Below are 24,435 nucleotides of genomic sequence, written 5' to 3'. Positions count from 1 at the left end.
TCATGGCGCAAAAAACAATGATCCAAGCGATCACCGACGCATTGAGTTTGGAATTAGGTGCTGACGAAAATGTCTTAGTATTTGGTGAAGATGTAGGTAAAAATGGTGGGGTATTCCGCGCAACAGAAGGTTTGCAAGAAAAATATGGTGAAGACCGCGTGTTTGACACACCATTAGCAGAATCGGGTATTGGTGGTTTAGCTTTTGGTTTAGCACTTGAAGGTTTCCGTCCAGTTCCTGAAATCCAATTCTTTGGTTTTGTTTTTGAAGTAATGGACGAAATCGTTGGTCAAATGGCACGGACACGTTACCGCATGGGCGGTACACGTAATTTACCAATTACAATTCGTTCACCATTTGGTGGTGGCGTGCATACACCAGAACTTCACTCAGATAACTTAGAAGGACTAATGGCACAATCTCCTGGTTTACGGGTAGTTATTCCTTCAAATCCTTATGATGCTAAAGGTTTATTGATTGCATCAATTCGTAGTAACGACCCGGTTGTCTTTTTGGAACATATGAAACTTTATCGTTCATTCCGTGACGAAGTGCCAGATGAAGCTTATGAAGTACCCTTGGATAAAGCTGCTGTAACCCGTGAAGGTAAAGATGTTTCAATTATCACTTACGGTGCTATGGTTCGTGAAGCGATTAAAGCTGCAGATAATTTAGCTAAAGAAAACATTGATGCTGAAATTATTGACCTTCGCACAGTTGCGCCATTAGATATCGAAACAATTATCGCATCTGTTGAAAAAACTGGTCGTGTTGTTGTTGTACAAGAAGCACAAAAACAAGCTGGTGTAGGCGCTCAAGTTGTTTCTGAAATTTCTGAACGAGCTGTTTTATCTCTTGAAGCTCCTGTTGGCCGTGTTTCAGCACCAGACACAGTCTTCCCGTTTGGTCAAGCTGAAAATATTTGGTTGCCAAATGCTGCTGATATTGAAGCAAAAGTAAAAGAAATCGTCAACTTTTAATTAGACGTAAGTTTATGGATTCTATTTTCAGGAAGGAAAGATTATAAATGGCTTTTCAATTTAAATTACCGGACATCGGCGAAGGTATTGCAGAAGGCGAAATCGTAAAATGGTTTGTCAAACCAGGCGATACAATCAACGAAGATGATACGTTATTAGAAGTACAAAATGATAAATCAGTCGAAGAAATTCCATCACCTGTTACAGGTACAGTGAAAAATATTATTGTTTCAGAAGGAACAGTAGCCAACGTAGGTGACGTGTTGGTGGAAATTGATGCTCCTGGGTATGAAGATAATGAAGGTGATAGTGGTGTAGCTGCGACTGAGCAAACACCAGCGCAACCAGCTGCAACACCTACTGAACAAGCTGCTGCTAGTGGTGGCATTTATCAATTTAAACTACCGGACATTGGCGAAGGTATTGCAGAAGGCGAAATCGTAAAATGGTTTGTCAAACCAGGCGATACAATCAACGAAGATGATACGTTATTAGAAGTACAAAATGATAAATCAGTCGAAGAAATTCCATCACCTGTTACAGGTACGGTTAAAAATATTGTTGTTCCAGAAGGGACAGTAGCCAATGTAGGCGATGTATTGGTTGAAATTGATGCACCAGGTCATAATGATGCATCAGCACAATCAGCCCCCGTAAGTGAAGAAAAAGTAGTGTCTGCTGCACCTGCTACAAGTGAAGTAGTTGAAGTGGCAAATCCTAATAAGCGTGTTTTGGCGATGCCTTCAGTTCGTCAATATGCGCGTGAAAAAGATGTTGACATCTCGCAAATAACAGCTACAGGTAAAGGTGGTCGTGTTATTAAAGAAGATATTGATAGCTTCTTAAATGGCGGCGGTGTAGTTGCAAAAGATTCAGCAACGCCTTCACAATCTGTAGATGTACAACCAAGTCAACCAGCAGCTAAAGCAGCACCAGCGCCAAAAGCCTTTACTTCAACTATGAGCGATATGGAAGAACGTGTTGCTTTAACGCCAACACGAAAAGCAATTGCCAAAGCAATGGTGACTAGCAAACAAACTGCTCCTCATGTAACGTTACATGATGAAGTTGAAGTTTCTGCTCTTTGGGATCATCGCAAAAAATTCAAAGAAGTTGCTGCTGAAAATGGCACGAAATTGACCTTCTTACCATATGTTGTCAAAGCATTAACAGCTACGGTGAAGAAATTCCCAGTTTTAAATGCTTCTATTGACGATGTGAAACAAGAAATTGTTTATAAACATTACTATAATGTAGGGATCGCCACAGATACTGACCATGGTCTATACGTACCAAATGTCAAAAATGCGGATCAAAAAGGTATGTTTGCGATTGCTGATGAAATTAATGATAAAGCACAACTAGCTCATGACGGTAAACTTGCTGCAGATGATATGCGTAATGGAACAATCACAATCAGCAATATTGGCTCAGTTGGCGGTGGATTCTTTACTCCTGTTATCAATTACCCTGAAGTTGCTATTTTAGGTGTGGGTACCATTTCACAACAACCAGTCGTTAATGCTGAAGGTGAAATCGTAGTGGGCCGCGTGATGAAGCTTTCATTAAGTTTTGATCACCGTATCGTTGATGGCGCCACTGCTCAAAAAGCAATGAATAATATTAAACGCTTGTTAGCTAACCCAGAGCTAATGTTAATGGAAGGATGATAGACTCATGGTAGTTGGAGATTTCGCTATCGAATTAGATACAGTTGTAATCGGAGCTGGACCTGGTGGCTATGTTGCTGCCATCCGTGCTGCTGAAATGGGACAAAAAGTTGCCATTGTAGAAAAAGAGTATATTGGTGGAGTTTGCTTAAATGTTGGATGTATTCCATCAAAAGCTTTAATTTCTGCTGGGCATCATTACCAAGAATCGCTTGATTCAAAATTATTTGGTGTTTCAAGTGAAAATGTAAAATTAGATTTCACTGCAACCCAAGAATGGAAACAAAATGGCGTTGTTAATAAACTAACTAGTGGCGTTGGTTTTTTACTAAAAAAACACAAAGTTGAAGTTTTAGAAGGTGAAGCCTATTTTGTTGATGATCATACTTTACGTGTGATTCATCCAGATTCTGCCCAAACTTATTCCTTCAATAATGCAATTGTTGCGACTGGTTCTCGTCCAATTGAAATTCCTGGTTTCAAATTTGGTGGACGCGTCCTAGATTCTACTGGTGGTTTAGCATTAAAAGAAGTACCTAAAAACTTTGTCATCATCGGTGGTGGGGTGATTGGTGCTGAATTAGGTGGAGCTTATGCTAACCTTGGCGCTAATGTAACTATTCTAGAAGGTTCACCACAAATCTTACCGACTTATGAAAAAGATATGGTTAAGATCGTTGAAGATGAATTTAAGAAAAAAGGCATGACGGTGATAACCAATGCTATGGCTAAAGAAGCTGTTGATAATGGTGATAGTGTTACAATCAAATATGCTGTGGATGGTAAAGAAGAAAGCATCACGGCAGATTATGTGATGGTAACAGTTGGTCGTCGTCCAAATACTGATGAATTAGGTTTGGAACAAACAGGTGTTGAAATTGGCGAACGTGGTTTAATCACCGTTGATAAACAAGGACGTACAAATGTTTCAAATATTTTTGCAATTGGTGATATTGTTCCAGGAGCAGCTTTAGCTCATAAAGCGAGCTATGAAGCAAAAATTGCTGCTGAAGCAATTAGTGGCAAAAAAGTTGCTGTTGATTACAAAGCGATGCCGGCTGTTGCATTTACTGATCCTGAACTTGCTTCAGTGGGGATGACAATTGCTGAAGCAAAAGAAGCTGGTCTAGAAGCAAAAGCTTTTAAATTCCCGTTCTCTGGTAATGGTCGGGCGTTATCATTAGGTAAAACAGAAGGCTTCATTCGATTAGTGACAACAGTTGAAGACAATGTTTTAATCGGCGCACAACTTGCAGGTGTTGGTGCTAGTGATATGGTTTCTGAACTTGCCTTGGCGATTGAATCTGGCATGAATGCAGAAGATATTGCTTTGACGATTCATCCACATCCATCACTTGGCGAAATTGTTATGGATGCGTCTGAACTTGCTTTGGGTATGCCAATCCATATTTAAAAAGCTAAAATACCTAAATTGGAGCTGTGCCATGTCTGGTGCAGCTTCTTTCTTTGGCTTGTCTCCTATGCTAAACTAACCTAGAGGTGAATTATATGCGAGAATATCAATATCCTCTTGATTTGTCTTGGTCAACAGAGGAAATGGTGATTGTCATGAAAATGTGGGAAACGCTAGAAACTGTATATGAAAAGGGCGTTGCAACAGAAAAATTTCTAGAAGTTTATCAGCAATTTAAAAAAGTTGTTCCAAGTATTGGAGAAGAACGCCGTTTGGGTAAAGAATTTGAAGTTTTATCAGGATATTCGTTATACCATGCGTTAAAAATTGCCAAAGAAAATCCAATGGGAAAGTTGAAGGTGACAAATTAAGTATGGAAGTAATGGTAAATGAAATAAAAAGCTGGATTTATGACGCGGGTGAAGTCATCAAAAAAAGTTTTCAAACAGACGACTTGGTAATTGACACCAAAAGTGGGCGGACAGATTTAGTTACTAACCTTGACAAAGCGACGCAGAAATTTTTGACACAGCGGATTATGGCTTTTGATCCTGATGCAAAAATTTTAGGAGAAGAAGACGGAAAGGATCGTTTGGAAGCTTTTAGCGGTCGTGTATTTATCATAGATCCAATTGACGGGACAATGAATTTTGTCTTAGAGCAAGAAAATTTTTGCATTATGGTAGCCGTTTACGAAGACGGTATTGGAAAATTAGGTTTTGTATATAATGTCATGAAAAATGAATTTTTGTGGGGCGGACGCGGTATCGGCGTGTATTGTAATGATGAAAAAATTGAACCGCCAAAAGATATCTCACTGTCAGAAGGTCTAATTGGTTTGAATCATGTAATGTATCAAAAAGATAGCTGGCATGTGCAAAAGATGGGAGAGATGGCTTTAGGTGTGCGTATGACAGGATGCGCAGGTTATGAGCTAATTGGTCTTTTAATGGGAAGACGAGCAGCTTACGTCTCACGCCTAGCCCCTTGGGACTATGCTCCAGGTGGGGTCTTAATTGAGGAGTTAGGACTCCGTATGTCTAATATAGAAGGTCACAAGCTTAATTTAGTTGATCGTGAGCTTTTTGTTGCTGCGACACCTAAAGCTTATGAAAATATTATGGAAATTAAAGGATAATAATCCCGGAAACTCGGCTTTTTTTAGCAGATTTAAAAAAGTTGTAGATAAGATTGCGTCTTTTTGAAAGTTTTCACTATATTTCAGAAAGATAATCTGTTATAATGAGCCGTCAGATTATACACAAGATTAAAGGAGCAAGATAAATTGAAATTAAGAAATGATATTCGCAATGTGGCCATTATCGCCCACGTTGACCATGGTAAAACGACCCTCGTAGATGAATTATTAAAACAATCCGATACCCTAGACAGCCACACACACTTAGAAGAGCGCGCCATGGACTCCAATGCCTTGGAAAAAGAACGTGGTATTACGATTTTGGCAAAGAATACTGCCGTCGAATATCAAGGTACTAAAATTAACATTATGGACACACCGGGACACGCGGACTTCGGTGGTGAAGTAGAGCGAATCATGAAAATGGTTGACGGTGTTGTTTTAGTTGTTGATGCATACGAAGGTACCATGCCCCAAACACGTTTTGTGTTGAAAAAAGCTTTAGAGCAACACTTGACACCAATTGTAGTTGTGAACAAAATTGATAAAGATTCTGCTCGTCCGGCAGAGGTTGTTGATGAAGTCTTAGAATTATTTATTGAATTAGGTGCGGATGAAGACCAATTAGAGTTTCCAGTAATCTATGCTTCTGCTGTAAATGGAACTTCTAGTTTATCTGATGATCCGAGCCAGCAAGAACATACAATGTCACCAATTTTTGACACCATTATTGAACACATTCCAGCTCCAATTGATAACAGTGATGAACCATTACAGTTCCAAGTATCGTTACTTGATTATAACGACTACGTTGGTCGTATCGGAATCGGTCGTGTCTTCCGCGGTAAAATTGCTGTAGGTGACCAAGTATCTTTAATTAAATTAGATGGTACAATTAAAAACTTCCGTGTTACCAAATTATTTGGTTTCTTCGGTTTAAAACGGTTGGAAATTAAAGAAGCAAAAGCTGGCGATTTAATTGCAGTTTCTGGTATGGAAGATATCTTCGTTGGTGAAACAGTAACACCTGTTGAACACCAAGATGCGCTACCAATCTTGCATATTGATGAACCAACTTTACAAATGACTTTCTTAGTGAATAATTCACCATTTGCTGGTCGCGAAGGAAAATGGGTAACAGCTCGTAAAATTGAAGAGCGTTTAATGTCTCAATTACAAACGGACGTTTCTTTACGGGTAGATCCAATTGCACCAGATGCTTGGACTGTTTCTGGTCGTGGGGAATTGCATTTGTCTATTTTGATAGAAAATATGCGTCGTGAAGGTTATGAGTTGCAAGTATCTCGTCCGGAAGTTATTGAACGAATTGTTGATGGAGTAAAATGTGAACCGTTTGAACGCGTACAAATTGATACGCCAGAAGAATACATGGGTTCTGTGATTGAAGCATTGGGTCAACGAAAAGCAGAAATGCAAGACATGATTCATGTCGGTAATGGTCAAATTCGTTTAGTCTTTTTAGCTCCAGCACGTGGATTGATTGGTTTTACAACGGAATTCTTGTCCATGACTCGCGGATATGGGATTATGAACCATACGTTTGATCAATATTTGCCAATGATTCAAGGGACAATCGGTGGTCGTCATCACGGTGCATTAGTTTCAATGGAAAATGGGAAAGCTACAACTTACTCTATTATGTCAGTTGAAGAACGCGGGACTGTTTTTGTTGAACCTGGTACGGAAGTATACGAAGGAATGATTGTTGGCGAAAATTCCCGAGATAATGATTTAGCGGTTAATATCGTTAAAGCAAAACAAATGACAAATGTTCGTTCTGCTACTAAAGATCAGACTTCTGTTATCAAAAAACCACGTATTTTAACATTAGAAGAGTCTTTAGAGTTTCTAAATGATGATGAATATTGTGAAGTAACCCCAGAAAGCATTCGTTTGCGTAAACAGATTTTAAATAAAAACGAACGTGAAAAAGCAGCGAAAAAGAAAAAAACTGCAGATAAATAATTTTTTTGGCCAAACCTTTTTATAAGGTTTGGTTTTTTTGTGGAAAAGTTTTTTTAACTAAAAGCTAATCTAACAATATTTTTGCGTATATTATTTTATTATCAGTTTCATTATCCTGTTTTTTGTTTCACAAGTCGCCCGTGTTTCACGGTATGTGGTTGTATAAACGGTAAAAGGTAATTTTTAATAAAATGTTCGGGTTTATTCTGACTTTCTTGAAAGTTTTACGAAGCTTTCCAGTATTTTGTCCCAATCAATAGGCGATTATGCTATAATAATGAAACTAAGAAAGAAAGGTTGGATTAGAGATGGATTCAATTTCTCATGAATTTGCTTTGGAATTATTGATGCAAGATGCCGACCGCATTAAAAAATTAATTCGCAATCAAAAAAATAGTTTATGTATTTCTCAATGTAAGGCTTTTGAGGAAGTTGTTGATACACAAATGTACGGCTTGTCTCGTCAGGTAACCTTTGCAGTGCGTCTAGGCATCATAAAAAATGATGAAGGACATCAATTGTTAAGCGATTTGGAAAGAGAATTAAACCGCTTATATTCTGAGGTTTATGAAGATCAAAAGACGAACAAGGAGGCGTAAGCCTTGCCACAAAAGATAAAAAAAAGACACCTTTTGGATTATAGTATTCTAATTCCTTATTTAATTTTATGTGTATTAGGATTGGTGATGGTATTTAGTTCAACTTCCTATCTTTTAGTTGAACAAGGTCAGAATTTTATGAGTTCAGTCATTAACCAAGCTGTTTTTTGGCTTTTAAGTTTGGTGGCTATCAGTTTTATTTATAAGATGAAAACTGATGTTATTCGCAATAAGGCTTTTGCCTCTATGGCGATGATTATTGTTATTGTATTACTTTTAGTCGTTTTGGTAATTGGTCAAGAAGTTAATGGTGCTAAAGGTTGGTTATCTTTTGGTCCGGTTAATATTCAACCTGCGGAATTTTTTAAGATTACGACGATTTGGTTTTTAGCTTTGAAACTTTCAACCCGCCAAAAAACCATACAAGGCAAACCTTTTTTTAATACGGTTTTTCGACCGTTAGTTTATGTCATCTTTGGTTTACTTTTAATTGCCTTATTGCCTGACTTTGGGAATGCGGCTGTCATTACCTTGATTGCTTTTTCTGTCATTATGGCTAGCGGAATTAACTATTTATACACGTTAGTTTTAGGGATTGCAGGTGTAGTAGGCTCTTTTGGGGTTATTCAGTTAATCAATCTGACAAAAGGGAGTTTAATTCCGGCCCATGTGTATAGTCGTTTTGCAATTTATCAAAATCCCTTTAAAGATGAGTTCAATTTGGGGCATCAAATGGTGAATGGTTATTACGCAATCTATAATGGCGGTCTTTTTGGTCGCGGTTTAGGCAATAGCATTCAGAAAAAAGGCTTTTTGAAGTTCGCCCATACCGATTACATTTTTGCAATTGTAATTGAAGAATTAGGTTTGATTGTAGCATTATTGGTTTTAGCATTATTGTTTTATATGATTGCTCGAATTTTTCTTGTGGGAATTCGCTCAACAGATGCTTTTAACTCCATGATGTGTATTGGAATTGGGTCACTATTTTTGATTCAAGTATTTGTTAATTTGGGTGGGATTACTGGAATCATTCCTTTGACTGGTATTACGTTCCCATTTTTAAGTCAAGGGGGCTCCTCGCTTTTAATGCTTTCGATTTGTATAGGTTTTGCTTTAAATATTAGCGCTGACGAAAAAAAGAAGCAGTATGGTATCTCAACAAATAATCGAACATCAAAAAGAAAGTCTATTCCAACCAAAAAATGAGTTCAGCTAATGTTTAGCTAACAATAGATTAAATCTCAAGGAGTGGTTTGATGAAAAAAATTCTCGTTGCTAACCGTGGTGAAATTGCTATTCGTGTTTTTCGTGCTTGTTCAGAGTTACAAATAGGGACGGTGGGTATTTATGCTGCCGAAGATGAATACTCTGTTCATCGATTTAAAGCTGATGAAGCTTATTTAGTTGGCAAGGGGAAAAAACCAATCGATGCGTATTTGGATATTGAGGATATTATTCGAATTGCAAAAGAATCCGGTGCGGAAGGAATTCACCCAGGTTATGGTTTTCTTTCTGAAAATTTGGCTTTTGCCAAACGTTGTGCTGAAGAAGGATTGGTGTTCATTGGGCCAAGTATTCACCATCTTGATATTTTTGGTGATAAAATTAAAGCCAAAGAAGCAGCCATTGCTGCAGGAATTCAATCAATCCCTGGGACGAATGGACCAGTAGCCACAATTAATGAAGTATTAGCCTTTGCAAATACCCATGGCTATCCGATTATGATTAAAGCCGCTTTGGGCGGTGGTGGTCGTGGTATGCGAGTAGCACATGACGAAAAAGAAGCAAAAGATGGTTATGAGCGGGCAAAGAGTGAGGCAAAAGCCGCTTTTGGCAGTGATGAAGTCTATGTAGAAAAATATATTGGTAATCCTAAACACATTGAGGTTCAAATTTTGGGTGACAGTCATGGCAATATAGTTCATTTATTTGAACGAGATTGTTCCGTTCAGCGCCGTCACCAAAAAGTAGTTGAAGTGGCCCCCTGTGTTTCTTTAAACGATGTGCAACGCAAAGAAATTTGTCAAGCAGCCGTGAAATTGATGAAACATGTTGGCTATATTAATGCTGGTACGGTGGAATTTTTGGTTGAGGAAGATCAATTTTATTTTATTGAAGTAAACCCTCGCGTTCAAGTAGAACATACAATTACGGAAATGATTACTGACATTGATATTGTTACGTCTCAGATTTTAATTGCTGAAGGTAAAGATTTGCATGCGGAAATCGGTATCCCAAAACAAGACGAAATTACTTATAAAGGTGCGGCAATCCAATGTCGAATTACTACAGAAGATCCTGTTAATAATTTTATGCCAGATACAGGTAAAATCGACACGTATCGTTCACCCGGTGGTTTTGGTGTGCGGTTGGATGTTGGAAATGCCTATGCAGGGGCTGTCGTTACTCCTTATTTTGACTCATTGTTAGTTAAAGTGTGTACTCATGCAAGTACTTTTGAACAAGCAATTCAAAAAATGCAACGTTGTCTGCGAGAATTTCGAATTCGTGGCGTGAAAACGAATATACCGTTTATGACTAATGTCATCAACCACCCTGAATTTCAAAGCGGGGATGCAAAAACAACATTCATTGACAATACTCCTACACTGTTTGTTTTCCCATCTACTAGAGATCGTGGAAATAAAACAATGAAGTATATTAGTGAAATTACCATTAATGGATTTCCCGGTATTGAGAAGAGTAAAAAGAAATATTATGGTGAAGCTAGATTACCCCATAAATTAATTGAATCTGAAAAAGACATTGTAACAGCTAAAAATATCTTAGATGATAAAGGTGCTGATGCAGTGGTAGCATGGGTTAAAGCACAAAACCAACTCTTACTAACAGATACAACATTTCGCGATGCTCACCAAAGTTTATTGGCAACACGTGTGAGAACGCATGATTTTGAAAAAATTGCTTTAAAAACCGAAAAGGCTTTGCCACAACTATTTTCTACAGAGATGTGGGGTGGCGCAACTTTTGATGTTGCTTACCGTTTCTTAAATGAAGACCCTTGGGTACGTCTACAAACGTTACGAAAATTAATGCCAAATACATTATTTCAAATGCTATTTAGAGGTTCAAACGCAGTTGGCTATTCTAACTATCCAGATAATGTTATTACAGAATTTATCAAAGAAGCTGCTACGCAAGGAATTGATATTTTTCGAATTTTTGATAGTTTAAATTGGTTACCACAAATGGAAAAAAGTATTCAAGCGGTCCGAGATAATGGAAAAATCGCTGAAGCTGCAATTTGTTACACTGGAGACTTAAATGATCCAAGTCGAGCAAAATATAACGTAGAATACTACAAAAATATGGCTAGAGAACTAGAGCAAGCTGGTGCTCATATTATTGCCATTAAAGATATGGCAGGCTTGTTGAAACCACGAGCAGCTTATCGTTTAATAAGTGAATTAAAAGATACTATTTCATTGCCTATTCATTTACACACACACGATACAAGTGGCAATGGAATTATTACGTATTCTGCTGCGACACAAGCAGGCGTTGATATCGTGGATGTTGCTACTAGCGCAATGAGCTCTTCAACTAGCCAACCAAGCATGAATAGCTTATATTTTGCTTTAGATCAAGATGAAAGACAGCCGAAAATTAATATTGATAATGCCCAACAATTAAATCATTATTGGGAAGATGTCCGTATGTTTTACAAACCTTTTGAAAATGGTCTAAACGCGCCTCAAACAGAAGTATATAAACATGAAATGCCAGGAGGACAATACTCTAACTTACAGCAACAGGCAAAAGCAGTTGGGTTGGAGGAACGTTGGGATGAAATTAAGGAAATGTATCAAACGGTTAATTTGATGTTTGGGGATATTGTCAAGGTGACGCCTTCTTCAAAAGTTGTGGGGGATATGGCCTTATTTATGGTTCAAAATAATTTAAGTGAACAAGATGTTTATGAAAAAGGCGACGAGTATAATTTTCCAGAGTCTGTAATTACTTTCTTCCAAGGAGAGCTTGGACAACCAGTTGGCGGTTTTCCAGCTGAATTACAAAAGATTATTTTAAAAGGTCGTCCCGCCTTTACAGTTCGTCCTGGATCATTAGCAGAACCAGTCAACTTTGAAAAAGTTAAACGTGAGTTAGCAGAAAAAGTTGGCTATGAACCAAAATTATCAGAAATATTGAGTTACTTAATGTATCCACAAGTTTTTCTTGATTATCGCACTGCCTATGAAAAGTTTGCTGACATTACAGTTTTAGACACACCAACTTTCTTCCAAGGTATGCGTCTTGGTGAAACAATCAATGTCGAAATTGAAAAGGGCAAAATTTTAATTATTCGACTAGATGAAATCGGGGAACCAGACATTGAAGGAAATCGTGTTTTATTCTTTAACTTAAATGGACAACGTCGTGAGGTAGTAGTAAAAGATACATCTATTATCAGTGCAGTGCAAACTAAACAAAAAGCAGAGCCGACTAACAAAGAGCAAATCGGCGCAACAATGCCAGGATCTGTCTTAGAAGTTCTCGTGGAAAAAGGCGAACAAGTTAAGCGGGGCGATACCTTATTAATTACTGAAGCCATGAAGATGGAAACAGCGATTGAGGCCAGGTTTGATGGCGTGGTTAAGCATATTTACGTGTCTAGTGGCGAATCCATCGCTCAAGATGATCTGCTAATTGAAATTACTGAAAGTTAGAAAGTAGGACTTGCTGTGAAACGTAGACTTATCTTTTTCTTGCTGCTTTTAGTGGCAATTTTTATAGTCTATCTGCAACCGGTCTTCTTTACACGTCAAGCCCCTGCCTATAATAATCAGACAAACAAAGATGTGAGTCAGACAAGTTTGAAATATGAGCCGATTAAAGTTTCCGGGTATGCGAATTTAATTGGTAAAAGTTCAAGCGAATTAACGAATATTTTAGGTAAGCCACTGGTTAGTTATGACAGTGGCTTTGGCTATCGTGTGAATACTTATGAGACTAAGAATAAGACCAGCTATGTTGCAGCTAATATCCGGGATGGTAAAATTGCGGCAGTGAAAGTTGCAGGTAACGATGACAAACACACGGTACCTTTTAAATCTGGAATGACCATGAACGATTTAACAAAGGTTACTATGCTATATCCCAATTTTTCATTGGATTACAATGGTGAAAAGATTCAATTTGAGTTAATGGAAGAAGATATGAACTATCGTCCGTTGGTAGCTTTTAATAACGATACGTTTGCAAGCCTTTTTTTCAATCAAAAAAAATCACAGTTAATGGGAATTACGTATCTTGATAAACAAATGTTATTGGAATTAGCACCTTATACTTCAATTGAAGGTCAACTACCAGAAGTTTATAAAACACAGTTAACAGATTGGGATAAAGTTAATCGTCTAAAGGAAACGTCGGCTTTTGAATTGTTGAATGTTTTGCGACAAATTGAAAATCGTGCGCCTTATACAACAAACTTTACACTACAAGGTCGAGCAGATGACATGATAGTGGATTTTTTAAAAGATCCACGAAAATATTTGAATGAGGAACGATTTAAGCAATTTGAACGAATGAAAGATGTTACAAATCCTCAACCTTTTTTAGTCGTCAGCGATGAATTCGAACAAGTATTAAAAAAAATGAAAATGCCAACTGTTACGGGGCTTTATTATCGTCCCGTGATGGACACCATGTTTCAAATTATGTCCTTTTACAGTGATCCCTACTTGCATACACGCTTTTTAAGTGAAGGACAACAAAAAGTTGGGGTTGGCATTGCCGAAGACAATATGGTAATCTTGTTAGAGGATACAGAAGAAACCGAGGATAGTGAATAACGTGATTTACGATGAAACAACGCTACATTTAGGACAGTTGTGTGAAAATCTAAGCAGTAAAATTTATCAAAGTCGTATTTTCCAGCAATACGAAAGAAGACGTAGTGATATGGAGCAAGATGAACAGGCGATTGCTTGCAAAGTAGCTTTTCAAAAAGCAAAAGAAGATTATGAAGAATTAAACCGCTTCGGTTCGTATGCTCCTGGAATTAAAGAAAAAAGAAAATTACTCTATCAAAAAAAAAGAGAATTAGACTTATGTGAGACAGTAGCGAATTTCCGTCAAGCAGAAACACAGTTGCAAGCATTACTTGATGCTATTTGTCAGCAAGTTGCCCAAATTTTTTCTGAAGATGTCAAAGTCACATACGGAAATCCTTTTTTTGAAACTAGTAAGTCTGATTGTGGAGGAAATTGTCATGCAAGTTGATACAACAGTTGAGTTTAAGCCTAAACAAAGACGTGGCCTGATTGTTTGGGTCTATAGCTTGCGTCAATTAAAAAATTTGAAACGTTATGGGTTAGTACATTATGTTTCCCGCAAACTAAAATATGTCGTCTTATATCTTGACGAAGATCTTTTTGAAGAAACAATGAATAAGATTGAACATTTACACTTTGTTCGAAATGTTGCGGCTTCTTATCGACCTGATGTTGAAATGAATTTTGCCGAAAAAATTGGTACAAAGGCAGCCTATCAAGTTGCTGATGACGACGGTTTTGATGTAGAAGAATTAAATACGACGATTCGATTAGCTGAAAACGTCTAAAAAAGTTGATGTCTTCTCAAAAGAGAGGACATCAATTTTTTTAATTGCAATATTCTTCAAATAAAGAAGAACTATGGATAAATACAATATGTATTGTTTCTAATTATCTTGATAGTATCATGAGTATGTTGGCGGATGCTTTTTTCAGAATGCTAGCAGTTCTTAAGGTCAACCCGGGGGAGTTATGGTAAAATATTGTGGATATGATTGAAGAGGTGAATTAATATGAGAGTCGTGGCAGGAGAATATGGTGGTCGAAAGCTAAAGAGTTTATCTGGCGATAATACGCGCCCTACAACTGATAAAGTGAAAGGCGCCATCTTTAATATGATCGGTCCTTACTTTGACGGTGGCATCTGTTTAGATTTATATAGTGGAAGTGGTGGCTTAGCCATTGAAGCTGTTTCAAGAGGTATGGAACATGCATATTGCGTGGAAAAGAACTTTAAAGCCATACAAATCATTAAAGAGAATGTCGCCATTACTAAAGAACCTGAAAAATTTACTCTTTTAAAAAAAGAAGCGAAGCATGCCTTAGCAGCGTTTATAGCAGAAGAAAAACAATTTGATTTAATTCTTTTAGATCCGCCGTATGCTAAGCAACAACTTATTACAGAACTTGAAACAATGGCACAAAATAATCTATTCACTAGTCAGGCAGTCATAGTTTGTGAAACTGCAAAGGAAGTTGTTTTGCCGATTAAAATTGCGAATTTAAAACAGATAAAACAACAAAATTACGGTATAACTAGCATAACAATTTATAGAAATGAGGCGTCACATGCGTAAAATAGCATTATTTCCTGGTAGTTTTGATCCTTTCACCAATGGACATTTAGATACAATTGAGCGAGGATCTGATCTTTTTGATGAAATTATCGTGGGAGTCTTTGTGAATACTAATAAAAAAAGTTTATTCACACCAACAGAGCGCAAAGCTTTAGTCGAAGCGTCAGTTAAGCATCTTCCAAATGTTCGTGTGATTGAACAAGATAGCGAACTAACTGTGACTAGTGCAAAAAAATTAGGTGCTAATTTTTTATTGCGGGGGATAAGAAGTGTAAAAGATTATGAGTATGAAAAAGAAATTATGACAATGAATCACCATTTAGACAAAAATATTGAAACGGTATTCTTATTAGCCCGCCCTGAATATACGCATATTAGCTCAAGTATCTTAAAAGAAGTCATCGCTTTTGGTGGCGATGTCAAAGATTATTTGCCAAAACCAGTATTTGAAGCATTGGTGAAAAAGAGTGATCACTATGAAGCATAAAGTACCCGTAAAACGCCTTTTACTTTTATTGTTGGCGTTAGTTTTAATGGCTTGCGTAGCGTTACCAATACCATATTATATAGAAGCGCCCGGCTCTACCATTAAGTTAGATACATTGGTGAAAGTTAATGATAAAAAAGATAAGTTTAGTGGTTCATTTTCTTTAACATCAGTTGGAATCAGGCAAGCAACTGTTGCAACTGCGCTATTTGCTAAAACGCAAGCTTTTTCTGACTTAGTAACCAAAGAAGAATTGATGGGTACTGCCAGTGATGATGACTACAATCGTATTCAAAACTTTTATATGGAAAGTTCACAGAATAATGCTATTACAGCAGCTCTCAACTTGGCCGATAAGCCATTTAAAATGGATTATCTTGGTGTTTATGTTTTAGCTGTTGAGAAAAATTCGGCTTTTTACGGCAAAATAAAAATTGGGGATACCGTCGTAAAAGTTGACTCACAGCCTTTTAAGAGTAGTGATGATTTTATGAAATATGTTCAAAGTAAAAAAGTAGGAGATCAGGTGACAATTACGTTTTTACAAGATGGAAAGGAAAAAAACGTAAGTGGCGCGCTAATGAAATTGCCAAGTAATGGAAAGGCCGGAATTGGGATTACGCTGACCGATCACACACAAGTGAACAGTCAAGAAAAAGTTCAATTTGATGTGGATAATATTGGAGGGCCATCAGCAGGATTAATGTTCACCTTAGAGATTTACCAACAACTAATAAAACAAGACATACGAAACGGTCATGAAATTGCGGGGACAGGAACTATTGATAGTCAAGGGAATGTTGGCCAAATTGGCGGAATCGATAAAAAAGTCGTTAGTGCTTCTGAAAGTGGAGCAGAAATATTTTTCGCACCGGCGGATTTAGAAAAAAAAGATACAAACACTCGCGATGCTATACGGGCTGCAAAAAAAATTGAAACAAAGATGAAAATTGTTTCGGTAAAAACTGCGCAAGAAGCTGTAGACTATTTAAAAAAATATATAGCCCAATAGCAGTTATAATTAATAACTGTCGGTTAAATAAGACTAAGTTTTGAAAAAAGCTTGTGTTATACTAGACGGCAAACAGATGTTTAAGGAGGAATAAGTTTGGAAATTAAACGCCAAAAACCAGTGGTAGCTGCCTATCACTACGATCAACCTAACCCAGAACAGAATTTTGAAACGCAATTACAAGTAGGTTTTACCCCATTAAATACGGAAGATCCAAATTACCCAAAAGAAAATTCGATTATTCGTTGTATTTTAGATTTTCGCTTGGTTTTTGCAGAATATGTGATTTCAGGACGAGTGAGCCAAATTAATCACGTTGTGGACCGTAAAATTGAAAGTCAAGCTGATGTTACAGAAGAAGAAGTAAATGAAATTGTGGCACCGTTATTTGATATTGTAAAACGCATGACGTATGAAGTAACAGAAATAGCCACTGATGAGCCGGGATTAACGCTTAATTTCCAAACAGAAGCATAGGAGAAAACGATGTTTACAGAAGATATTCAAATTATGTTGTATGTAGATGATGTCAAAAAGGCCGTAACGTTTTGGCAAGCCTTGGATTTTGTCATCATTGAAGAACAAGAAGTTGATGGGACAAGTGTAGTTGAACTTGCAATCACAACAAATGCAAAAGCTCATTTTGTTTTATATGATCGAAATTTTATTGAAAGTAATTCACCAGAAGTTGCAACCAATTCACCATCGTTAATGTTTTTTAGCCAAGACATCTTTACGCTTTATAAAAAAGTTGGTGAACTTAATGTACCTCGCGGAGAAATGATTTCATTAGGTGATCGAGAAGTATTCAACTTTGCCGATCCAGATGGTAATTATTTTGCCGTTTCCAGTATGGCATAAAAGTAAAAGTCGAAAACACTTCGTGCAGTTTGCACAATATGTTTTCGACTTTTTAGTATATTTTTTTCGATTTGTTACTTACAATAAGACTCAAAAATAAATTGTTTCTCTATCCTTTGTCGTGAGAAATTGCACCGGTATCTAGTGCTTCTTTTAAATCTTTTTTGAATTGGTGGAAGATTTTTGACAGTTTATTCATAACGTAGTGCCTCAATAGGATCGAGCCGGGCCGCCTTACGGGCAGGATATACACCAAAAAAGATACCAATCGCACTGGAAAATAGCAAAACAAAAGCAATTGAGCCTAATGAAAAGTGTGCTGTAATATTTAAAGCATGAGCAACAATTAAAGCCAATGAAGCTCCAAGTAATAAGCCAACGATCCCACCAATTAAACATAAAATGACAGATTCGGTTAAAAATTGGAATAAAATATTATTATTTGTTGCACCTAAGGCTTTTCTTGTGCCGATTTCTCTGGTTCTTTCGGTAACAGAAACTAACATAATATTCATCACACCAATCCCACCAACGAGTAATGCGATGGCGGCTACGGCTGCAATAAAGTTAATGAATAAACCTAAAACATTGTTCACTTCATCCAATGCTTGCAAGAAATTAGTGGCTGTATAGACTTTATCACCAACAACATCGTGTCGCACGGATAAAATATTTACAATTTGTTTTGAAATAGTATCAATATCATCTTTGGAATTAGCAATAACCGTGAGTTCGCTTATTTTTGTGCTATCAGGTTGTAAAGAAACAGCGGTTGTAAGTGGAAGTGCCAAATAGCCAGGCAATTTTTCGCTATCAAATGATCCCATCATTTTTTCCATTGTTCCTTTCGTAACCCCAATAATACGTAAAGTGACTTGTCCAGTTTGATTTTTGACTGAAATTTTTTCTCCAATAACATTGTCCCGTCCATTAAAAAAATAGCGCGCCGTATCGGCACTAATAATGGTTACTTTCGCATTCTCTTCATATTCGATTTGATTGAAATAACGACCAAAAAGAAGTACTTTATCCATCATTTGATTAGTATATTGCAAATCCGGCATACCGGCTATAGCAATTCCAAATTTACTTTTATCATTCGCTGTCAAACTTCCTTGAATGGTTGTGACAGGGGAGATATGATCGATTTTGGGAATACTGTGTTTTAGCGCAGTAACATCTTGAGTTGTAATTTTTTGACTATCACTGGCATCTTGACTAGTTGAAACGGAGATGGTGGAGGCACCTAAATCACTAAAAGTACCATTAATTTCTTTTGTTGCACCATTCCCAACAGCCAAAATTGCGATAACAGCGCTAATCCCAATAATAATTCCCAACATGGTCAAAAATGACCGCATTTTATTGGCTAAGATGCTATCTAATGCCATTTTAAAGCTTTCGCTAATCCCCATTTTTGACCCTCCCTATAGTTTTTTTCGTTCTTGAACTGGATTGTCACCAATAATTTCACCGTCTTTGAAGGAGACAATACGTTTGGTATACTGAGCAACTTCAGGCTCGTGGGTAACCATGACTACTGTTGTGCCGTTGTTGTTTAAATCTTGGAAAATTTTCATAATCTCTAGTGTTGTTTTAGAATCTAAATTTCCAGTTGGCTCATCGGCCATTAAAACTACAGGATCATTGACAATTGCTCGGGCGATGGCAACTCGTTGTTTTTGCCCCCCAGAAATGGCGTTGGGACGATGATGAACGCGATCTGCTAAGCCGACTTGTTCCAACGCTTTTTGTGCTCTTTTTTTTCGCTCGGATTTTGAAACGCCGGCATAGACTAATGGAAGTGCAACATTTTCTAGCAATGTCATCCGTGGCATTAAGTTAAAAGATTGAAAGACAAAACCAATCTCTTGATTGCGAACTTTGGCACTTTGAATATCAGTCAAATGGGTCACATTTTTTCCATTTAAAAGGTATGTGCCATCATCAAACCGGTCTAACAAGCCCAAAATATTCATCATGGTAGATTTTCCAGAGCCGCTAGGTCCCATGATGGATGTGAATTCTCCTTCAGCAATATGGAGATTAACATGTTTTAAGGCCATCAATTCTTCGCCACCTGTGCGATAAATTTTGACGACATTTTTTAAATCAATCATTTTATCACCTACTCTTTAGTGACGGCACTGCCGTCTTTTAAATCAGAAGTAGGAGACAAGATAACAGAATTACCATCAGTAATTCCTTTTTTAATTACAATAAATTGATCAGACTGAATACCGGTTTCAACTTTAACAATCTTTGCTTTATTGTCTTTTACTTCATAGACGATAGGCTCATTTTTTTCATTGTAGGTTAACGCTTCAATCGGGATTGCTAAAGCGTCCTTTGCAGTAGCAACACTAATAGCTACATCAGCTGAAAATCCTGCATATAATTCTTTAGGTTTGTCCGTAAAAGTTACAACCGCTCCCAAAGTGGCACCACCAGTTGCTGTCTGTGGCGATGTTGCGGTAGGGTCTTTTTGAGTTACCTGACCAGCATACTGATGGCGGCCAGAAGTAATAACAGCTTTCTGATTAACAGTCACTTGGCTAGCTTCAGAATTGGATAAAGCAAGTTGAATTTTCAAATTTGTTAAATCCGAAACAACAATTGATGCTTTTCCTTGTTGCGCAGCAGTGTCTGGCTGACCTGTATGAATGTTGACTTCAGTAACGGTACCTTTCATTCTTGCAGTCAATGTTAACCCATTATCGTAGTTGGCTAATACTTGATTTTTTTCGACTGTATCGCCAATCTGTACATTTAGGGTATTCACAGTACCAGTACCAACTAAATTTTCGATTTTATTTGGAATTAAAGTGCCACTTGTACTTAACGTTTCGGTTACGTCCATTTTTTTTGCTGTCGCACTGCGAATAGTTATACTGTCATCTTTTTTGGTACCACTATTAACCAATGCAAAACCGATCACGCCTGCAACGACTACGCCTGCAAATAGTAGCCCAATTGTTTTTTTCTGCATTATTCTCACTCTTTTCCACGTAAATTATGACATGGTGTCGTGTTTATTTTAAAGCTTTTTATAACACATGTCCAAATATAGGATTTGAAATTTTTGTGAAGATTTTTGGTATACTAATAATGAGGTGAAAGTGATGAAAGAATATGTATATGCCATTGGTGATATTCACGGAGAATATGAGTTGTTTAAAAAACTTTTAACATATTTTGATTCTGAACACCACCAACTTGTATTAATGGGTGATCTGAATGATCGTGGAAAACGTAGTAAAGAATGTTTTTTATTAGGAAAAAATCTTGTGGAAAATTTTGGTGCTATTTATTTGCGAGGCAATCACGAAGAATACTTGTTACAATTTCTAACACAGCCAGAAGACTGGTTTCCTTCCTATTTGCACAATGGTGGGAAAGAGACCATTGAAAGCCTTTTGCACAAAGGGGCGTGTGATGAATACTCACCTACAGAAATAGCGATGATGATTCGCAGTCGCTATTACGATTTAGTCGAATTTTTAACGCAACGGCCGTTATACTATGAATGGGAAGATTATCTTTTTGTTCATGCGGGTGTAGATTTAACAAAAAAGGATTGGCACGAGACCGCTTCAGCTGACTTTATTTGGATACGAGAACCATTTCACAAAGGAAAAAATAAGACAGGTAAAAAAATTGTTTTTGGTCATACGATTACACCTATGCTTCATGGTGATATGAAGACAACGGATTTGTGGCTTTCAGATAATAAAATTGGTATTGATGGTGGTGGTGTTTTTGGCGGCTCTATTCATGGTGTAGTTTTTAGTAAAACAGGTATTGTTCAAGATATTGCCTATCAAAATTTACAAGGACCTTGGCAACCGGACTTTTAAATGTCAAAGCTAAGAATGTAATTCGAATCAAAGCCTGTATATTTTTTTGAAATTTTTTAGACAAAATTCAGTTGATGTAGGCTAATGCTATAGAGACCAAGAAATATTATTTTGATAAGAAAAGAAGCTGCCCTTATTTTGGCAGCTTTTTTCTTGTCCGGATTTTTGTCAGAATGAATGGTATTTTCTATGTTAAAATAGATGAGGTCAAAAGAAAGGTGAGATGACATGACAGCTGTTAATCAAGATTTATTAACGTTATTACAAGCAGAGCTGACGAATTACTCAAAAAAACAAATGCAACAAGTTTTAGACTTGTTATTAGATGGTAATACTGTCCCTTTTATTGCACGTTATCGTAAAGAAGCAACGGGCAATTTAGATGAGGTACAAATTCGTGAGATTGAAGAACGTTACCAATATTTAGAAAATTTAGAAAAACGTAAAGGTGAAGTATTACGTTTAATTGCAGAACAGGAAAAATTAACACCAGAACTTGCTGCTAATATTCAGGCTGCTAGTAAGATGCAACAAGTGGAAGATTTGTATCGTCCTTACAAACAAAAACGTCGGACAAAGGCTACTATTGCCAAAGAACAAGGACTTGAACCTTTAGCCAATTGGTTATTAACATTTTCTAATGATGCTGTGGCGAAAAAAGCGACAGAATTTTTAACCGCAGAAGTACCAGATGTGGCAACGGCTTTAGCAGGTGCCCATGAAATTTTAGCTGAAACATTTTCAGATTCTGCCCAATTTAGAACGTGGATTCGTCAAAAAACTTTTGATAAGGGACTTTATACTAGTACTGGTAAAAAGATAGAACAAGATGAAAAAGGTGTGTATGAAATGTACTATGCCTTTGAAGAACCAGTTAAAAAAATGGTTTCCCATCGAATTTTAGCAACGAATCGGGGCGAAAAAGAAGACATTTTAAAAGTTACTATTGTGCCACCAGAAGAAGAAATTTTAAATTATTTAAATCGTCAAATCATAAAAGGACATGGTGAAGCGGTAAGTTATGTCACTGCTGCCTATGAAGATGCGTATAAACGTTTTATTGCACCTGCGATTGAGCGAGAAATTCGCAATGAATTAACCGAGAACGCAGACGAGCAAGCCATTGCCGTTTTTGGTGAAAATTTGCGCAACTTATTATTACAACCACCGTTAAAAGGAAAAGTTGTTTTAGGTTTTGATCCAGCTTATCGAACAGGCTGTAAATTAGCTGTTTTAGATGCAACAGGAAAAGTTTTGGCTATTACAGTAATCTATCCTCATAAACCAGCGCCACAAAACAAACGAGAAGCAGCAGGACCTGCTTTGCAACACTTAATTGAAAAATATGGCGTCCAAATGATTGCAATTGGAAATGGGACAGCAAGTCGGGAATCAGAACAATTTGTAGCCGAACAAATTCGTGCTTTAAATCAAGAAGTTTATTATGTAATTGTTAATGAAGCGGGGGCTTCCGTCTATTCAGCAAGTGACATTGCCAGAGGGGAATTTCCTAATTTACAAGTCGAAGAAAGAAGTGCAATTAGTATTGGACGTCGTTTGCAAGATCCTTTAGCAGAACTGGTAAAAATCGACCCGAAAGCTGTTGGAGTTGGACAATATCAACATGATGTGTCACAAAAACGTTTAGCCGAACAACTAGATTTTGTCGTTGAAACGGTAACCAATCAAGTTGGGGTAGACGTTAATACGGCCAGTCCGCAACTCCTTCAACATATTGCTGGCCTCAATAAAACGACGGCACAAAATATTTTTAATTATCGAGAAGAAAATGGCGCGTTTACTAAACGCAATCAATTGAAAAAAGTCCCACGTTTAGGACCAAAGGCATATGAACAAGCGATCGGTTTTTTACGAATTCCTGGAGGAAGTGACATTTTAGACAATACCGGTATTCATCCAGAGAGTTACCCTGTGGCAAAAGAAATCTTGACACTTGCGGATGTTAAATTGAAAGAACTTGGGACAAAAGAGGCGCAGGCTCGCTTGCAAGTCTTGAATCTAGAAAAAGTAGCTACTGATTTGCAAGCAGGTGTGGCAACAGTAAAAGATATTTTAAAGGCACTTTTGCAACCCGGACGAGATATGCGAGATGAAATGCCCGCCCCTCTTTTAAGAAAAGACGTTTTAACGATGAAGGATTTAAAAGCTGGGATGGAGTTAAAGGGGACTGTTCGCAATGTCATTGATTTTGGGGCTTTCGTCGATATTGGTGTTAAACAAGATGGTTTAGTCCATATTTCAAAATTGAGTCACCGCTTTGTCAAACAACCAAAAGATGTCGTAGCAGTAGGAGATATTGTTACGGTATGGGTAGAGCAAGTAGATGAACAAAAAGGACGCATTAGCTTAACCATGTTGAATCCAACTGGAGAATAATATGACAGAAATACAGTTACAACGACTAGTAGAAGAGATTTCGATCCAATTTTTTAATCGCCCTTTTCAGCATCGTGCCGTCTTTAATTCACGTTTGAAAACAACGGGAGGACGCTATCATTTGACTGACCATCACTTGGATTTTAATCCAACTTTATTTGCAGAAATTTCTGCAAGAGAGCAAGTGGGGATTATCAAACATGAATTATGTCACTATCATCTGCATCTATTAAAAAAAGGCTACCGTCATCAAGATCGTGATTTTAAAATTTTATTAGCACAAGTTGGAGGGAGTCGCTACGCACCTGGACTACCGCAGGAAAAAAATAGTCAAGTTAGACGACAAGTAACGTATCGTTGCAGTGGCTGTGGGCAAATTTTTAAGCGTCAAAGGAAAATTAATACACAGCGATTTGTCTGTGGTCAATGTGGCCAAAAATTGGAATTTTTAAGAATTGTTAATTAAACTTTGACAAAGAACGCGTTAACGAGGAGATGTTAGGCGCTTTTCGAATAAAACTCGTTGAATTTTTACCGTTTTTGTTAGATAATGAACCTCGTGCAAATTATTAGCTCGTTTTTTGGTAAATTAAAGATTTTGTTTAATTTGAGACAAAGACGAATTGGATTGAAAAAGCTAACAAAAACAAAAAAGAGTT

The 24,435-nt window shown here is 37.2% G+C and carries 23 protein-coding genes; 20 read left to right on the top strand and 3 right to left on the bottom strand.

What is annotated here, in order from left to right:
- Positions 1–2: 2 nt before the first annotated feature.
- The 17 genes from EsVE80_RS07640 to EsVE80_RS07560 all read left to right on the top strand — a co-directional run bounded on the left by EsVE80_RS07640 (position 3) and on the right by EsVE80_RS07560 (position 17,522).
- Positions 3–980, top strand: a complete 978-nt coding sequence (locus EsVE80_RS07640) for an alpha-ketoacid dehydrogenase subunit beta (RefSeq protein ID WP_173103191.1) — start codon at positions 3–5, stop codon at positions 978–980.
- Between the two features lie 47 nt (positions 981–1,027).
- The gene (locus EsVE80_RS07635; RefSeq protein ID WP_173103190.1) at positions 1,028–2,650 is read left to right on the top strand and encodes a dihydrolipoyllysine-residue acetyltransferase; all 1,623 of its coding nucleotides are present in this window, start codon (positions 1,028–1,030) and stop codon (positions 2,648–2,650) included.
- 7 nt (positions 2,651–2,657) lie between these two features.
- Positions 2,658–4,064, top strand: coding sequence for a dihydrolipoyl dehydrogenase (gene lpdA / locus EsVE80_RS07630; protein WP_173103189.1), 1,407 nt, complete (start codon positions 2,658–2,660; stop codon positions 4,062–4,064).
- 95 nt (positions 4,065–4,159) lie between these two features.
- Positions 4,160–4,435, top strand: a complete 276-nt coding sequence (locus EsVE80_RS07625; RefSeq protein WP_173103188.1) for a UPF0223 family protein — start codon at positions 4,160–4,162, stop codon at positions 4,433–4,435.
- A 2-nt stretch (positions 4,436–4,437) separates the two neighbouring features.
- Positions 4,438–5,202 (top strand): inositol monophosphatase family protein, encoded by a 765-nt coding sequence (locus EsVE80_RS07620; RefSeq protein ID WP_173103187.1) that lies wholly within the window; start codon positions 4,438–4,440, stop codon positions 5,200–5,202.
- Between the two features lie 147 nt (positions 5,203–5,349).
- Positions 5,350–7,188 (top strand): translational GTPase TypA, encoded by a 1,839-nt coding sequence (gene typA / locus EsVE80_RS07615; protein WP_173103186.1) that lies wholly within the window; start codon positions 5,350–5,352, stop codon positions 7,186–7,188.
- Positions 7,189–7,496: 308 nt separating this feature from the next.
- Positions 7,497–7,787, top strand: coding sequence for a YlaN family protein (locus EsVE80_RS07610; protein WP_173103185.1), 291 nt, complete (start codon positions 7,497–7,499; stop codon positions 7,785–7,787).
- A gap of 3 nt (positions 7,788–7,790) precedes the next feature.
- The gene (locus EsVE80_RS07605) at positions 7,791–8,996 is read left to right on the top strand and encodes an FtsW/RodA/SpoVE family cell cycle protein (RefSeq protein ID WP_173103184.1); all 1,206 of its coding nucleotides are present in this window, start codon (positions 7,791–7,793) and stop codon (positions 8,994–8,996) included.
- Between the two features lie 50 nt (positions 8,997–9,046).
- Positions 9,047–12,478, top strand: a complete 3,432-nt coding sequence (locus EsVE80_RS07600; RefSeq protein ID WP_173103183.1) for a pyruvate carboxylase — start codon at positions 9,047–9,049, stop codon at positions 12,476–12,478.
- A 15-nt stretch (positions 12,479–12,493) separates the two neighbouring features.
- On the top strand, positions 12,494–13,603 hold the full coding sequence (locus tag EsVE80_RS07595; protein WP_173103182.1) for a CAP-associated domain-containing protein: 1,110 nt from the start codon (positions 12,494–12,496) through the stop codon (positions 13,601–13,603).
- Positions 13,596–14,033 carry a YlbF family regulator gene (locus tag EsVE80_RS07590; RefSeq protein WP_232061151.1) on the top strand — a complete coding sequence of 146 codons (438 nt, stop codon included), beginning with the start codon at positions 13,596–13,598 and terminating at the stop codon, positions 14,031–14,033. Before EsVE80_RS07595 ends, EsVE80_RS07590 begins: the two co-directional genes overlap by 8 nt.
- Positions 14,023–14,373, top strand: a complete 351-nt coding sequence (locus EsVE80_RS07585; RefSeq protein ID WP_173103181.1) for a YlbG family protein — start codon at positions 14,023–14,025, stop codon at positions 14,371–14,373. Before EsVE80_RS07590 ends, EsVE80_RS07585 begins: the two co-directional genes overlap by 11 nt.
- Positions 14,374–14,598: 225 nt before the next feature.
- A complete protein-coding gene (gene rsmD / locus EsVE80_RS07580) occupies positions 14,599–15,162 on the top strand; it encodes a 16S rRNA (guanine(966)-N(2))-methyltransferase RsmD (protein ID WP_173103180.1) in 564 nt (187 codons plus the stop codon).
- Complete coding sequence (gene coaD / locus EsVE80_RS07575) at positions 15,155–15,649, top strand: pantetheine-phosphate adenylyltransferase (RefSeq protein ID WP_173103179.1); 495 nt, start codon at positions 15,155–15,157, stop codon at positions 15,647–15,649. Before rsmD ends, coaD begins: the two co-directional genes overlap by 8 nt.
- On the top strand, positions 15,639–16,661 hold the full coding sequence (locus EsVE80_RS07570; RefSeq protein WP_173103178.1) for a SepM family pheromone-processing serine protease: 1,023 nt from the start codon (positions 15,639–15,641) through the stop codon (positions 16,659–16,661). Before coaD ends, EsVE80_RS07570 begins: the two co-directional genes overlap by 11 nt.
- A gap of 96 nt (positions 16,662–16,757) precedes the next feature.
- Positions 16,758–17,138 (top strand): DUF1149 family protein, encoded by a 381-nt coding sequence (locus tag EsVE80_RS07565; RefSeq protein WP_173103177.1) that lies wholly within the window; start codon positions 16,758–16,760, stop codon positions 17,136–17,138.
- 9 nt (positions 17,139–17,147) lie between these two features.
- Complete coding sequence (locus EsVE80_RS07560) at positions 17,148–17,522, top strand: VOC family protein (RefSeq protein ID WP_173103176.1); 375 nt, start codon at positions 17,148–17,150, stop codon at positions 17,520–17,522.
- 191 nt (positions 17,523–17,713) lie between these two features.
- Here EsVE80_RS07560 and EsVE80_RS07555 read toward each other — a convergent pair whose 3' ends face one another.
- From EsVE80_RS07555 to EsVE80_RS07545, 3 genes are read right to left on the bottom strand one after another with little or no spacing between them, the layout of a single operon-like run.
- Positions 17,714–18,937: an ABC transporter permease gene (locus EsVE80_RS07555; protein ID WP_173103175.1), complete on the bottom strand. Its 1,224-nt coding sequence runs from the start codon at positions 18,935–18,937 to the stop codon at positions 17,714–17,716.
- 12 nt (positions 18,938–18,949) lie between these two features.
- On the bottom strand, positions 18,950–19,642 hold the full coding sequence (locus EsVE80_RS07550) for an ABC transporter ATP-binding protein (protein ID WP_173103174.1): 693 nt from the start codon (positions 19,640–19,642) through the stop codon (positions 18,950–18,952).
- 8 nt (positions 19,643–19,650) lie between these two features.
- Positions 19,651–20,511: an efflux RND transporter periplasmic adaptor subunit gene (locus EsVE80_RS07545; protein WP_173103173.1), complete on the bottom strand. Its 861-nt coding sequence runs from the start codon at positions 20,509–20,511 to the stop codon at positions 19,651–19,653.
- Between the two features lie 133 nt (positions 20,512–20,644).
- Between EsVE80_RS07545 and EsVE80_RS07540 the strand changes: the two genes are divergently transcribed.
- From EsVE80_RS07540 to EsVE80_RS07530, 3 genes are all read left to right on the top strand, one after another.
- The gene (locus EsVE80_RS07540) at positions 20,645–21,379 is read left to right on the top strand and encodes a metallophosphoesterase (RefSeq protein ID WP_173103172.1); all 735 of its coding nucleotides are present in this window, start codon (positions 20,645–20,647) and stop codon (positions 21,377–21,379) included.
- 228 nt (positions 21,380–21,607) lie between these two features.
- On the top strand, positions 21,608–23,776 hold the full coding sequence (locus EsVE80_RS07535; protein WP_173103171.1) for a Tex family protein: 2,169 nt from the start codon (positions 21,608–21,610) through the stop codon (positions 23,774–23,776).
- Between the two features lies 1 nt (position 23,777).
- Positions 23,778–24,242 (top strand): SprT family protein, encoded by a 465-nt coding sequence (locus EsVE80_RS07530; RefSeq protein WP_173103170.1) that lies wholly within the window; start codon positions 23,778–23,780, stop codon positions 24,240–24,242.
- Positions 24,243–24,435 lie beyond the last annotated feature (193 nt).

The sequence above is a fragment of the Enterococcus saigonensis genome, from assembly GCF_011397115.1.
GTDB classification, from domain to species: Bacteria; Bacillota; Bacilli; order Lactobacillales; family Enterococcaceae; genus Enterococcus_C; species Enterococcus_C saigonensis.
This window is presented reverse-complemented; position numbering and strand designations above follow the sequence as displayed.

Excerpts from the sequence above, each read along its gene's own strand:
- EsVE80_RS07640 (WP_173103191.1), top strand. The coding sequence starts at position 3 with ATGGCGCAAAAAACAATGATCCAAGCGATCACCGACGCATTGAGTTTG.
- EsVE80_RS07635 (WP_173103190.1), top strand. The coding sequence starts at position 1,028 with ATGGCTTTTCAATTTAAATTACCGGACATCGGCGAAGGTATTGCAGAA.
- lpdA (WP_173103189.1), top strand. The coding sequence starts at position 2,658 with ATGGTAGTTGGAGATTTCGCTATCGAATTAGATACAGTTGTAATCGGA.
- EsVE80_RS07625 (WP_173103188.1), top strand. The coding sequence starts at position 4,160 with ATGCGAGAATATCAATATCCTCTTGATTTGTCTTGGTCAACAGAGGAA.
- EsVE80_RS07620 (WP_173103187.1), top strand. The coding sequence starts at position 4,438 with ATGGAAGTAATGGTAAATGAAATAAAAAGCTGGATTTATGACGCGGGT.
- EsVE80_RS07610 (WP_173103185.1), top strand. The coding sequence starts at position 7,497 with ATGGATTCAATTTCTCATGAATTTGCTTTGGAATTATTGATGCAAGAT.
- EsVE80_RS07600 (WP_173103183.1), top strand. The coding sequence starts at position 9,047 with ATGAAAAAAATTCTCGTTGCTAACCGTGGTGAAATTGCTATTCGTGTT.
- EsVE80_RS07585 (WP_173103181.1), top strand. The coding sequence starts at position 14,023 with ATGCAAGTTGATACAACAGTTGAGTTTAAGCCTAAACAAAGACGTGGC.
- rsmD (WP_173103180.1), top strand. The coding sequence starts at position 14,599 with ATGAGAGTCGTGGCAGGAGAATATGGTGGTCGAAAGCTAAAGAGTTTA.
- coaD (WP_173103179.1), top strand. The coding sequence starts at position 15,155 with ATGCGTAAAATAGCATTATTTCCTGGTAGTTTTGATCCTTTCACCAAT.
- EsVE80_RS07570 (WP_173103178.1), top strand. The coding sequence starts at position 15,639 with ATGAAGCATAAAGTACCCGTAAAACGCCTTTTACTTTTATTGTTGGCG.
- EsVE80_RS07560 (WP_173103176.1), top strand. The coding sequence starts at position 17,148 with ATGTTTACAGAAGATATTCAAATTATGTTGTATGTAGATGATGTCAAA.
- EsVE80_RS07555 (WP_173103175.1), bottom strand. The coding sequence starts at position 18,937 with ATGGGGATTAGCGAAAGCTTTAAAATGGCATTAGATAGCATCTTAGCC.
- EsVE80_RS07550 (WP_173103174.1), bottom strand. The coding sequence starts at position 19,642 with ATGATTGATTTAAAAAATGTCGTCAAAATTTATCGCACAGGTGGCGAA.
- EsVE80_RS07545 (WP_173103173.1), bottom strand. The coding sequence starts at position 20,511 with ATGCAGAAAAAAACAATTGGGCTACTATTTGCAGGCGTAGTCGTTGCA.
- EsVE80_RS07540 (WP_173103172.1), top strand. The coding sequence starts at position 20,645 with ATGAAAGAATATGTATATGCCATTGGTGATATTCACGGAGAATATGAG.
- EsVE80_RS07535 (WP_173103171.1), top strand. The coding sequence starts at position 21,608 with ATGACAGCTGTTAATCAAGATTTATTAACGTTATTACAAGCAGAGCTG.
- EsVE80_RS07530 (WP_173103170.1), top strand. The coding sequence starts at position 23,778 with ATGACAGAAATACAGTTACAACGACTAGTAGAAGAGATTTCGATCCAA.